Origin of the sequence: Hymenobacter sp. BT18 (genome assembly GCF_012273015.1) — a bacterium.
Classification (GTDB): Bacteria; Bacteroidota; Bacteroidia; order Cytophagales; family Hymenobacteraceae; genus Hymenobacter; species Hymenobacter lutimineralis.
Map to the genome: position 1 here is coordinate 2,146,539 of NZ_CP050954.1, position 12,218 is coordinate 2,158,756.

Annotated in this window: 9 protein-coding genes; 8 read left to right on the forward strand and 1 reads right to left on the reverse strand. The window is 61.1% G+C overall.

Annotated features, from left to right (window positions below; translation table 11 throughout):
- Positions 1-46 precede the first annotated feature (46 nt).
- The 5 genes from metH (at position 47) to HER32_RS09070 (ending at position 6,751) form a co-directional block, all read left to right on the forward strand.
- Positions 47-3,769 (forward strand): methionine synthase, encoded by a 3,723-nt coding sequence (metH, locus tag HER32_RS09050; RefSeq protein ID WP_168681646.1) that lies wholly within the window; start codon positions 47-49, stop codon positions 3,767-3,769.
- 87 nt (positions 3,770-3,856) lie between these two features.
- Positions 3,857-4,813, forward strand: a complete 957-nt coding sequence (gene metF / locus HER32_RS09055; protein WP_149069651.1) for a methylenetetrahydrofolate reductase [NAD(P)H] — start codon at positions 3,857-3,859, stop codon at positions 4,811-4,813.
- 107 nt (positions 4,814-4,920) lie between these two features.
- Positions 4,921-5,400 carry a tetratricopeptide repeat protein gene (locus HER32_RS09060; protein ID WP_197748885.1) on the forward strand — a complete coding sequence of 160 codons (480 nt, stop codon included), beginning with the start codon at positions 4,921-4,923 and terminating at the stop codon, positions 5,398-5,400.
- A gap of 202 nt (positions 5,401-5,602) precedes the next feature.
- Positions 5,603-6,178, forward strand: a complete 576-nt coding sequence (locus HER32_RS09065) for an energy transducer TonB (RefSeq protein WP_168681647.1) — start codon at positions 5,603-5,605, stop codon at positions 6,176-6,178.
- 42 nt (positions 6,179-6,220) lie between these two features.
- On the forward strand, positions 6,221-6,751 hold the full coding sequence (locus tag HER32_RS09070; protein ID WP_168681648.1) for a hypothetical protein: 531 nt from the start codon (positions 6,221-6,223) through the stop codon (positions 6,749-6,751).
- A 72-nt stretch (positions 6,752-6,823) separates the two neighbouring features.
- On the opposite strand, the gene HER32_RS09075 is transcribed toward HER32_RS09070, so the two are convergent.
- Positions 6,824-8,050, reverse strand: coding sequence for a molybdopterin molybdotransferase MoeA (locus HER32_RS09075; RefSeq protein WP_168681649.1), 1,227 nt, complete (start codon positions 8,048-8,050; stop codon positions 6,824-6,826).
- 141 nt (positions 8,051-8,191) lie between these two features.
- Between HER32_RS09075 and moaC the strand changes: the two genes are divergently transcribed.
- The 3 genes from moaC to HER32_RS09090 all read left to right on the forward strand — a co-directional run bounded on the left by moaC (position 8,192) and on the right by HER32_RS09090 (position 12,212).
- Positions 8,192-8,680, forward strand: coding sequence for a cyclic pyranopterin monophosphate synthase MoaC (gene moaC / locus HER32_RS09080; RefSeq protein ID WP_168681650.1), 489 nt, complete (start codon positions 8,192-8,194; stop codon positions 8,678-8,680).
- Positions 8,670-9,848 (forward strand): NTP transferase domain-containing protein, encoded by a 1,179-nt coding sequence (locus HER32_RS09085; protein WP_168681651.1) that lies wholly within the window; start codon positions 8,670-8,672, stop codon positions 9,846-9,848. Before moaC ends, HER32_RS09085 begins: the two co-directional genes overlap by 11 nt.
- 78 nt (positions 9,849-9,926) lie before the next feature.
- Entirely contained in the window at positions 9,927-12,212 is a 2,286-nt protein-coding gene (locus HER32_RS09090) for a S41 family peptidase (RefSeq protein ID WP_168681652.1), read from the forward strand.
- Positions 12,213-12,218: the final 6 nt, after the last annotated feature.

Consider the following 12,218-nt stretch of genomic DNA (forward strand, 5'->3'; position numbering starts at 1 on the left):
TTCTGGATAGGCACTTTTTTGCTGCTGATTTTCTTGAAGAGCCGATATGCCGACCGTTCTCCCTTTCCCCGCCACTACGTCTCCCCTCCACGATATCCTGCGCCAGCGCGTGCTGATTCTGGACGGGGCCATGGGCACCATGATTCAGCGCCACACGCTCACGGAGGAAGACTTCCGGGGTACGCGCTTTGCCGACCACCAGCACCCGCTGCGCGGCAACAACGACTTGCTTAGCCTCACCCGGCCCGATATCATTCGTGGCATTCACGATGAGTACTTCGCCGCTGGGGCCGACATGGTGGAAACCAACACGTTCAGCGGCACCACCATTGCCCAGGCCGACTACGGCCTGGAGCACATTGTATATGAGCTGAACTACGAGTCGGCGCGGCTGGCGCGGGAATCGGCCGATGCGTTTACGGCCCGCACGCCCGATAAGCCGCGCTTCGTGGCCGGCGCTATTGGGCCCACCAACCGCACGGCCTCCCTCTCCCCCGACGTGAACCGCCCCGGCTTTCGAGCGGTAACCTTCGATGAGTTGGCCACTGCCTACCTGGAGCAGGTGCGCGGCCTGGTAGATGGCGGCTCCGACGCGCTGCTCATCGAAACCATCTTCGACACGCTGAATGCCAAGGCTGCCCTGTACGCGGTGCAGAAGTTCTTCGACGAAGGCGGCAAAGTGGTGCCCGTCATGATTTCGGGTACCATTACCGACGCCTCGGGCCGCACCCTGAGTGGGCAGACTGTAGAAGCCTTCTGGAACTCCATCCGCCACCTGCCCCTGCTGAGCGTGGGGCTGAACTGTGCCCTCGGCGCCGACCAGCTCAAGGTGTATATCAAGGAGCTGAGCCGCATTGCCGACGTGCACATTTCGGCCTACCCCAACGCCGGTTTGCCCAATGCTTTCGGTGGCTACGATGAGTCGGCCCAGGAGTTTGCGGGCGTGGTAGAAGGCTACCTGGCCGACGGGTTGGTGACGGTGGTAGGCGGCTGTTGTGGCACTACGCCCCAGCACATTGCCGAGCTGGCCCGGCTGGCCGAAAAATACGAGCCGCGCCAGCTGCCCGAGCTGCCTAAAGCCACTCGCCTGAGCGGGCTGGAACCGTTTGGCGTGTACCCCGACAGTTTATTTGTGAACGTGGGCGAGCGGTGCAACGTAACTGGCTCCCGCGCCTTCGCCCGCCTTATCCGCACCGGCAACTACGAGGCAGCCCTGCAGGTAGCCCGCGACCAGGTGGAAGGCGGCGCGCAGGTCATCGACGTGAACATGGATGAAGGCATGCTCGATTCGGAGCAGGCCATGACCACGTTCCTGAACCTGATTGCCTCGGAGCCCGATATTTCGCGGGTGCCCGTCATGATTGACTCCTCGAAATGGAGCGTGCTGGAAGCCGGCCTGAAGTGCGTGCAGGGCAAGAGCATCGTCAACTCCATTTCTCTGAAAGAAGGCGAGGACATATTCCGGCAGCGGGCCCGCACGGTGCGTCAGTACGGAGCCGCTGTGGTGGTTATGGCCTTCGACGAGAACGGCCAGGCCGACAACTACGAGAAGCGCATCGAAATCTGCCAGCGCAGCTACGATATTCTGGTAAATGAAGTCGGTTTCCCGGCCGAGGACATCATCTTCGACCCCAACATCCTGACGGTAGGCACCGGCATGGAGGAACACCGCAACTACGCGTTGGACTTCATCGAGGCCGTCCGCTGGATCAAGCAGAACCTGCCCGGAGCCCTCACCAGCGGGGGCGTGAGCAACATCAGCTTCTCGTTCCGCGGCAATGATGTGGTGCGCGAAGCTATGCACTCGGCCTTCCTCTACCACGCCATCCGGGCCGGCCTCGACATGGGCATCGTGAATCCCAGCCAGCTGGCCGTGTATGACGAAGTACCTAAAGACTTGCTGGAGCTGGTAGAAGACGTGCTGCTAAACCGCCGCGCCGATGCCACGGAGCGTCTCGTAGACTTTGCCGACACAGTAAAGCAGAAAGACAAGGTAGAAGTGGTGGCCGACGCCTGGCGCAGCCTGCCGGTGAAGGAGCGCCTGCAGCACGCATTAGTAAAAGGCATTACCGAGTTCATCGACCAGGATACCGAGGAAGTGCGCCAGCAGGTAGGGCGCCCGCTGGAAGTAATTGAAGGCCCGCTGATGGCCGGCATGAACGTAGTCGGCGACCTGTTCGGGGCGGGCAAAATGTTCCTGCCTCAGGTAGTGAAATCGGCGCGGGTGATGAAGAAGGCAGTGGCTTACCTGGAGCCCTACCTGCTGGCCGACAAGCAAAGCGGGGACCGGCAGACGGCCGGTAAAATCCTGCTGGCCACGGTGAAAGGCGACGTGCACGACATTGGCAAGAACATCGTGGGCGTGGTGCTGGCCTGCAACAACTTCGACATCGTGGACCTGGGCGTGATGGTGCCGCTGGAGCGGATTCTCGACGAAGCCCAAAAGCAGCAGGTCGACGTTATCGGCCTAAGCGGCCTGATTACGCCGAGCCTGGACGAAATGGTGTACGTGGCCCAGGAAATGGAAAAGCGCGGCCTCAAAACCCCGCTGCTCATTGGGGGCGCTACTACCTCCCGCCTGCACGCAGCCGTGAAGATTGCGCCCAACTACAGCGGCCCCATCGTGCACGTCAACGACGCCTCCCGCTCCGTGGGTGTGGCGGCGGCCCTGCTGGGCTCGGCCGATGCAGAGTATGCCCGTACCGTGCGCGAGGAATACCGCCAGCTCCGCGAGGACTACGCCGGCCGCCAGCGCGAGAAAAACTACCTGACCATCGAAGCTGCCCGCGAGAATGGCTTCAAGGCCGACTGGGAAACCACGTCCATTGTGAAGCCGACTTTCCTGGGCACCAAGGCGCTGGAGGATTATGATTTGGCCGAGCTGGCGGAGTACATCGACTGGACACCCTTCTTCCAGACCTGGGAGCTGAAAGGCCGTTACCCGCGCATTCTGGAAGACCCGAATGTGGGCGAGGCCGCCACCCAGCTTTTCAACGACGCCCAGAAAATGCTGCGCCAGATCATCGACGAGAAGCTGCTCACGGCCCGCGCCGTGGTGGGCTTCTGGCCCGCCAACACAGTGGGCTACGACACAGTGCAGGTATTCACGGATGACACCCGCACGGAAGTAGCCACCGAGTTTTTCACCCTGCGCCAGCAAAGCGAAAAGGCGGCCGGGGTGCCCAACCTCGCCTTCTCCGACTTTGTGGCCCCGCTCGAAACCGGCCGTCAAGACTATATCGGTGGCTTTGCCGTCACGGCTGGTATAGGCATTGAGAAGCACCTGGAGCGGTTCGAGGCCGAGCACGACGACTACTCTAGTATCCTGATGAAGGCCCTGGCCGACCGCCTCGCCGAAGCCTTTGCTGAGCGCCTGCACCAGCGCGTGCGGGAAGAGTTCTGGGGCTACGACCCGGCCGAAAACCTCACCAACGAGGACCTCATTCAGGAGAAGTACCGCGGCGTGCGGCCCGCGCCCGGCTACCCCGGCTGCCCCGACCACACCGAGAAAATCACGCTCTTTAACCTGCTCGACGCCGAAAACCAGACGGGCATCCGCCTCACCGAGAATCTGGCTATGTACCCGGCCTCCTCAGTGAGTGGCCTCTACTATGCCCACCCCGACTCGCGCTATTTCGGCCTAGGACGCATCGGTAAGGACCAGGTAGAGGATATGGCTCAGCGCAAGCACATGCCGCTGCCGGAGCTCGAGCGTTGGCTGATGCCTAACCTGAACTACGACCCCACTTCGGTAGCTGTTAGCTTGTAGCTACTGGCTGTTGGCTTTCCTCCAATTATTGCCCACTTATCCTTGCAAATAGCTAACAGCCAGCAGCTGAGAGCTAATAGCTGAAAAATGAAAGTAACCGAACACCTGACCCGCGCCGACGGCAAAACGCTGTTTTCCTTCGAGGTGCTGCCCCCCAAAAAGGGAGAGAACATCCAGAACCTGTTCTCCAACATCGAGCCTCTGATGGAGTTTAAGCCGCCGTTTATCGACGTCACCTACCACCGCGAGGAGTATGTGTACCGCCAGCACCCGAATGGCCTGCTGGAAAAGAAAACGGTGCGCAAACGACCCGGCACAGTAGGCATCTGCGCGGCTATCAAAAACCGGTTTGACGTGGACACCGTGCCCCACCTCATCTGCGGGGGCTTTTCGAAGGAGGAAACGGAAAACGCGCTTATCGACCTGCACTTCCTGGGTATCGACAACGTGCTGGCTTTGCGGGGGGACCCCATTAAATCAGAGGGTCACTTCAAGCCAGAGCCCGACGGCCACGCCTACGCTTGCGACCTGATCGGCCAGGTAGCTGACCTGAACAAGGGTGCGTACCTGGATGAGGAACAGGACGATGTGTGGGCCACCAACTTCTGCATCGGCACGGCGGGCTACCCCGAGAAGCACTTCGAGGCGCCGAACTACGGAGCGGATTTGCGCTACCTTAAGCACAAAGTAGACCGCGGCGCCGAGTACATTGTGACGCAGATGTTTTTCGACAACGAGCAATTCTTTAACTTCGAGAAGCGCTGCCGCGACGCCGGTATTACCGTACCCATCATTCCCGGGCTCAAGCCCCTCACCACCAAAAGCCAACTTACGATGCTCCCCCGGGCCTTTTATCTCAATATCCCGGAAGACCTGACCGATGCCGTGCACCTGGCCCCCGACAACGCCGCGGCCCGCGAAATCGGGATTGAGTGGTGCATCAACCAAAGCCGGGAGCTGATGGCCCACGGCGTGCCGGTGCTGCACTACTACAGCATGGGCAAGTCGGAAAGCATCCGGCGGGTAGCAGCGGCACTATTTTAGCAGGAAGCTGGTGACTGCGGGCGTTTGCTCATGCACTCGTGCCCGGGGCGCAACCAGAACGCTACCCCGCCCAGTCGCCAGCATCCTCACATTATCCTCGCACTACTTTGGACGCCCTCGACGAATTATTTGACCACCTGCGCCTGGCTACCACGCCCACGGAAATAGAGGCTTCGCAGGAGGGCATCTGGCAACTGTGGCTGCACACCGGCCACCCCGTGCTGGACAAGCACTTGGAGGCTGGAATGCGGGCCCTGGCGGCCGATGACTACAGTGAGGCCATCCGGGAATTTACGGCGCTAACCACGCTGGCCCCGGAGTACGCCGAGGGCTGGAACAAACGGGCTACTGCCTATTATTTGCGGGGCGAATACCGGGCTTCCCTGGATGATATCACCACTACCCTGGACCTGGAACCCCGGCACTTCGGAGCCCTCATGGGAAGGGCACAGATATTGCTTATGCTGGAACACTGGGCCGGAGCCATTACGACGCTGGAGCGCGTAGGAAAGCTCTGCCCATACTGGCCAGGACTGCAGGCGCAGATCTACGACTTGCGCGACAAAGCAGACGAGCTCGAAAATTAGCACCCCCGGAGTTTTCGTAGTAAAGCAGAAGTTTTGTAAATTTCCCGGAAGGTATGAGTCCCACCCTCTACCGCATGGTGTTTCAATAGCCGGCGCACGGCTACGGGGACAATACTTGTTGCCTGTAAATGGGTGGGAATACAGCCGCTAATTAATTGCACTGATCCCCAAAAAACTTTCCCACCTAGTTTGCGCAATTACCATGAAACAAACTCTACTATGCACATTTTTACTGCTTTTAGTTAGTGCATCAGCGGCATTGGCCCAGCGTACCCGAAAAACCGAATACGAAAGCGGCACCCTGGAGAAAGGTAATAAAGTAGGTGTGTGGGAATACTATGCCTACACCCGGGACGGAACGCAGGTGCTGGCCCAGAAATACGACCATTCCAAAAACCAGCTCCTCTTTTACCGCCCCATTGAAGAACGGATTTACCGCATCAAGGAAGGAGACACCTGGACCAGTGGGCGCGTAGATCAGCCCCCCCTGTTTTTGGGTGGGGACGCCATGCTCGGCTCGTTTGTAAACAAGCTGAACTACCCGGCCGAAGCCCAAAGCAAGAAAATCCAGGGCAAGGTGATTATCACGTTCGTGATTGATACCCTAGGCCGCACCTCCGACCACCAGGTGCTGCTGGGCATTGGCGGGGGCTGCAACGAGGAAGCCTTGCGCGTAGCCAAAAACATTCCCCAGCAGTGGATTCCGGCCCGCCGGGGCTCCAAGGCAGTACCCGTTGTGTACGAAATGCCCTTTACCTTCCGCCTCCAAACCCAGTAGCCTTCCCCGGCCAAATAGCGAGGAGCTGCGTATGTTAGGGGCATGAAAAGGCTCTTATCCTACGCAGCTCCGCTTTTTTGCGCGGCCCTGCTCCTCTCCTCCTGCGACTCTACCCCCCGTGAGCGACAGGAAGCCGTGAAGAACGAAGCCCGCAAGCTTGACACCCTGGCCAGCACCGCGGCCACTAAGCTGCGCGTGGCCGGCCGGCGGGCCGCTCGTTTCGACTCGATTTCGCGGGCGCGCAGCAGGCAACCCCTCGACAATGCCGCAACCCAGGCATTTACTCAGCAACTGCTGGGCACCTACGCCGACATCGACCAGCTTACCGTCACCTCTGTTGAACCGGCTTATACGCAGCTGCTCCGCCAGACGCGTACCCTGCGCCGCAGCTGGTCCCAGCGCGACTGGGACTACGCCAGTGCCATCTACAAGCGCATGAATGAGCGGCTAAAAGCTATCCGGCTCGATTTGCCCGCCAGAAGTGAGCTGCGCATCCGGGCCTTGCAGGCGGAGTTTATCACCATGGAGTCCAGCCGCGACGTGAAGGATCTGGGCGACGCAGTTTCTAAATAGTATAACCTACCTGATAAGCAGCGGCAGCTTACTCTGAGACCATCGGGTCTGGAGCAAGCTGCCGCTTCTGGTTTAGCCACGAAACCGCCAGACGGGCAGCAGGCTGCCGGCCGGAAAAAACGCGGTTTCCGCCGGCAGTTCCAAGAAAGCATTGGCCGCCAGCAAGCTGCTCAGGTCGCCGGAGCCCCCGGCCCGTACGGGGAAGGCCTGAAGGCTGCCCTGGGCGTTGAGGCGCTGCTCCACCAGCAGGAAGTGGGTAATAGCGGGCTTGAACTCCACATCTTCGGCCAGTACGGCTACGGGTGGCACCTCTACCGGGCGCATACCAGCTGGCTGCTGGATGGCCCGCAGCCAAGGCTTCACATAGCGAAAGAAATTTACAAATGTGGAAACGGGGTTGCCCGGCAGCGCGAAGACCACAGCTCCGCCCGCCAACTGCCCAAACCAGAACGGCTTCCCGGGCCGCTGACGCACCTCATGAAAAAGCTGCTCCACACCCAATTCCCGCAATACCTGCGGTAGAAAATCGGCTTTCCCCATGGATACGCCCCCACTCAGCACTACGGCGTCGTACCCGGCCAGCAGGGCGGGCAGGCCCAGGCGCAGGGCGGCGGGGTCGTCATCGAAGTGAAAGGCTTCTACCAGTGCCCCGGCCGCTGCTGCTGCCGCTTGCAGCATGAGGGCATTGGAACGACGAATCTGGTGCGGGGCGGGCTGGGCAGCAATGGGCACCAGCTCGTTGCCGGTGCTTACCACGGCTACCCGGGGCGGGCGCGATACCAGCACGGTAGCGGCTCCCACAGTGGCCGCTACGGCCAGCTCGGCAGGTTCTAGCAGCGTACCACTGGGCAGCAGCAAGTCGCCTTGTCGCCGGTCGGCGGCCTGCGCGTGGATGTTGTGCCCGGGTTTGGGCGCAGCCACCTGCACCGTGGCCCAGCGCTGCCCGGCTTCATCGGTGCGGAAGGCCACATCCTCGTAGCGAATCACGGTGTCGAGGCTTGCGGGCAGCATGGCACCGGTCATGATTTCCAGGGCTGCGCCAGGGTCGCCCACTTCAGCCGGTGGCTGACCCGCAAACTGAACGTCAGCAATGCGAAATTCCCGCTGCCCGGCCGCCAGCGCCGCAAACCGCAGGGCTATGCCGTCCATGGCTACCCGGTTGAAGGGCGGAAAGTCGCGGTCGGCGTACAGGTCTTCGCGCAGGATACGCCCCGCAGCCTGCGCTAGCTCGACCCGCTCCGGCGGTAGTAGCTGAACGGTGGACTGAACCAAACGCGTGGCTTCTTCAACTGAAATCATAGGGAAAAGATGTAACGCCTACCTTAGCCGGCCTCGTTAACCATTCGTATGCGGGCTGGTTGAAGAAATGCTCCTACCCCGCGCCCGCCACCATTTTACTTACCAAGCCCGCAAGCTAAGGCTTACGACTGTTTCCTACTTATGCCCGAAGCTCCTAAACTTACCCACCTCAACGCGGCCGGCCAGCCGGCTATGGTGGATGTAGGTGACAAACAACCCTCCCGCCGCGTGGCGCGGGCCCGCAGCCGCGTAGTGCTGGGCGCCGCTATTGTGGCCCTGGTACGCGAAGGCGACCTGCCCACCCGCAAAGGCCCGGTATTTCAGACGGCCATTCTGGCCGGCGTAATGGGTGCCAAGCGCACCGCCGAGCTGATTCCGCTCTGCCACCCGCTGGGCCTCGACAACTGCCAGGTGACCATAGAAGTAGATGGCCCCGATGCCGTACGGATTGAGTGCACCGCCACCGTGACGGGCAAAACCGGGGTGGAAATGGAAGCCCTGACCGGTGCTTCGGTGGCGGCCCTTACCATTTATGACATGTGCAAGGCGTTGTCGCACGACATTGTTATTCAGGAGACCCGGCTAATCAGCAAAACCGGCGGCAAACAGGACTTCTATCATGCTGAATAACTCCGACGCGCTTCCGCCGCGCAGCAAGCACGCCCAGCTTGCCCGGCCGCACTCAGGCGAGTTTAGCCGCCACGAGCTGGCTATTCTGGGCGCCCCCTGCGGCAAAATCAAGGAGTTGGCCGCCCGGCTGATTCCCTGGCTGGAACCCACGTTGCAGGTAGGCTACGTAGATGCCGACCACGCCGCCGGCGACGATGCGGCCCAGGGCGGCAGCGGCGGCCAGGCTGCTGTTCTGCAAGCTGGGGCCGCGGCCGAGCTAACCGACAAAATCACCTTCACCCGCCTGGACGTGAAGCGCGGCCTTGATAAGTTCAGTCAGCAGGAGTGGCTGCAGCACCAGGGTATGGTGCTCGTGAACGGCAACCACTTTCGGGCCCGCCAGCAGCTGGTTATCATCGACCCAGCCAAGCCCCTGGAAAAAAAGCTGGACCGCCTAACCGACGTGCGGGCACTCCTGCTGCCGGAAGGCGTAACGGAGGTGCCCGCCTACCTCCGGGCCCACCTCGGGGCAGCCGACGTACCCATATTTTTCTTGCAGGATACGGCTGCTATTGCTGAGCTGATTTTGCAGGAGTGGCGTGCGGCAGCTCCGCCCCTGCGCGGCCTGGTGCTGGCCGGGGGCCGCAGTCAGCGTATGGGCCAGGACAAAAGCAGGCTCGCCTACCACGGTCAGGAGCAACGCGCCTACGCCGCCGAGCTGCTGGCCCCTTTCTGCCAGGATGTGCACGTGTCCTGCCGCCCCGACCAGGTAGTGGAGTTGGAGTACGCCGGGCTGCGCCCTCTGCCCGACACCTTTGCCGACCTTGGCCCACTGAGCGGCCTGCTTTCGGCCTTTCGCCAGGACCCCAATGCCGCCTGGCTAGTAGTAGCCTGCGACCTGCCGCTGCTCTCGGCGACGACGCTGGAGCACCTGGTGGCGCACCGGCACGCCGGGAAGCTGGCTACGGCCTTCCAGAGCCCCGAAAATGAGTGGCCCGAGCCGCTTATCACCATCTGGGAGCCGCGCAGCTATACCACCTTGCTACGCTTTCTGGGCCTGGGCTACAGCTGCCCGCGCAAAACCCTTATCAACTCTGATATTACGCTGTTGGCCCCGCCCGCTCCACTGGAGCTGCGCAACGTGAACACGCCCGAGGAGGCGGCGCAGGTACGCCGGGAGCTGGAATAAAGACCTTTGGGGAAATAAATCTGCCGAGGTTTCCTTGTGGCTGCTACTTCCGGGCAGAATTCCGACTCTGGTAGCTATATGAAACTATGCTATTTCTGGCTTGTACCCTTACTGGTTACGAGCCTTACTGCTACGAGCCTTACTGCCCAAGCCCAGCAAGCAGCGCCCGCCCCAGGGCTCGATTTCGAGCAGCTAGATAATAAAACGCACCAGCCCAGTGGCTGGCGGGCCCCGGCCGACAATGGCTACCAGGTCACGGTCGATTCTGTGGTGAAATACCAGGGTCGGTATTCGCTCCGGATTCAGTCGGTAGCTACGCCTCGGCAGGAAGGCACGTACGGGGTGGCCACCGTGCAGCTGCCGGTTTACTTTCAGGGCAAAACGGTGCAGCTGCACGGTTATCTAAAAACCAGGAATGTGCTAAACGGCACGGCGGGTATCTGGCTGCGCCTGAACGACGGCCAGGGAAAAGCTGTGGCCTTCGACAACATGCACCTGCAGAACGTGCAGGGCACCACCGACTGGAAGCGGTATACTATTTCCCTGCCTTTGGCTCCCGAAGTGCAGGAAATTCTGCTAGGCGGTACGCTGCCGGCCACGGGCACGATGTGGGTAGACCAGTTGGAGGTGACGGTGGATGACAAGCCCCTCGCGCAGGCCGCTTTACGACCAGTCAAGCATTATAAGGCCGAGCAGGATACCAGCTTCAGTCGCGCTTCGGGCATCTCTCTGGGCAAGCTCAGTAAACAACAAGTAGAGAATCTGTCAGTACTGGGCCGGGTGTGGGGCTTTGCCAAATACTACCACCCGGCCGTGGCCGCTGGCGAGCATAATATGGATGCTTCCTTGCTGCGCCTGTTGCCTCGGGTATTGGCCAGCGCCTCTCTTAAGGCGCGCAGCCAGGTCCTGAGTGCCTGGCTTACCAGCCTGGGCCCTATACCGGCTTGTGCTGCTTGCCAAGAGCCGGCCGCCGATAGCACCCGGCTGCAACCAGACCTGGCCTGGCTAACCGACAAGCGGCAGGTGACCCCGGCTCTAAGCCAGCAGCTGACTTACCTGCGCACCCACCGCAACCAGGAGCCGCACTACTACGTGGCGGCCGCACCCTACGCCGGAAACCCCTTGTTTCAGCACGAAAATGCATACGCGCAAGTGCCCGGCAACCTGCCGGATGATGGGCTGCGCCTCCTGGCCTTGTACCGCTACTGGAACATGATTGCCTACTTCTTTCCTTACCGCTACGCTATTGAGGAAGACTGGCAGCGGGTCCTACCCGAATTCCTGCCCCGGTTTGTAGCCGCCCGCACGGCCGAGCAGTACCGCCTGGCTGTACTGAGCCTTGTTACCCGCATCAACGATACTCACGCCTACATTCTCCCCAACGACCCGGTGCTGTCGGCGTACTGGGGAAGTTACTTTGCGCCGGTACAGATCCGGTTTGTGGAAGGACGAGCCGTGGTGACTGAGTACTACGACCCAAGCCTGGGGCCAGCTACCGGGTTGCTGAAAGGCGACGTGGTGGTATCGGTAGACGGGCGCCCGGTAGCCGAGCTGATAGCCCAGCGGCGGCCGCTCACGCCCGCGTCCAACGAAGTAACCCGCCTGCGCAACATTGCCCGCGACCTGCTGCGGGGCCGTACGCCGCAGTTGCAGCTGGTGGTGCAGCGCGCTGGGCGGGAGCTGCCCTTCACCATTACCCGCTACCCCGCCGGCCAATTGAACCTCGCGCTCAACAACGGCACCCCCGACCCCAAAGCTCCGGCCTGGCACAAACTCCCGGGCAACATCGGGCACCTTATTCTGGGTACGATTCGGAACAAAGAGTTGCCCGCCATTATGCAGGATGCACAAACGACTAAAGGCCTCATCATCGACATCCGCAACTACCCTTCGGATTTTGTGGTGTTTGCGCTGACTAAGTATCTGCTGGCGCAGCCCGCCGACTTTGTTTGCTTCAGCGAGCCGCAATTCACGTACCCTGGTGTCTTCAAGCTGGCGGCTCCGCTCCAGGTGGTTCCCGGCCGCGGGCCAGCCTACGCCGGCAAAGTGGTGGTGCTGGTCAATGAGCTTTCCCAAAGTCAGTCGGAATACACGGCTATGGCCCTGCAGGCCGTGCCGGGCGTTACGGTGGTGGGCAGTACCACGGCCGGGGCCGATGGGAATGTATCGGCTATTGTGCTGCCGGGAAACGTCAATACCCGTATTTCTGGCCTGGGCGTGTATTACCCCGATGGGCGCGAAACCCAGCGGGTAGGCATCGTTCCTGATCTGGAAGTGAAGCCTACGCTGAAGGGTATCCGGGAAGGGCGGGACGAGGTGCTGGAGCGCGCCGTGGAGCTCATTACGAAAGCTTCCATCCCATAAGCCCGT

What these genes read in the sequence shown, in the direction of transcription:
- metH (WP_168681646.1), top strand. Translation starts at nt 47, where the DNA reads ATGCCGACCGTTCTCCCTTTCCCCGCCACTACGTCTCCCCTCCACGAT.
- metF (WP_149069651.1), top strand. Translation starts at nt 3,857, where the DNA reads ATGAAAGTAACCGAACACCTGACCCGCGCCGACGGCAAAACGCTGTTT.
- HER32_RS09065 (WP_168681647.1), top strand. Translation starts at nt 5,603, where the DNA reads ATGAAACAAACTCTACTATGCACATTTTTACTGCTTTTAGTTAGTGCA.
- HER32_RS09070 (WP_168681648.1), top strand. Translation starts at nt 6,221, where the DNA reads ATGAAAAGGCTCTTATCCTACGCAGCTCCGCTTTTTTGCGCGGCCCTG.
- HER32_RS09075 (WP_168681649.1), bottom strand. Translation starts at nt 8,050, where the DNA reads ATGATTTCAGTTGAAGAAGCCACGCGTTTGGTTCAGTCCACCGTTCAG.
- moaC (WP_168681650.1), top strand. Translation starts at nt 8,192, where the DNA reads ATGCCCGAAGCTCCTAAACTTACCCACCTCAACGCGGCCGGCCAGCCG.
- HER32_RS09085 (WP_168681651.1), top strand. Translation starts at nt 8,670, where the DNA reads ATGCTGAATAACTCCGACGCGCTTCCGCCGCGCAGCAAGCACGCCCAG.
- HER32_RS09090 (WP_168681652.1), top strand. Translation starts at nt 9,927, where the DNA reads ATGAAACTATGCTATTTCTGGCTTGTACCCTTACTGGTTACGAGCCTT.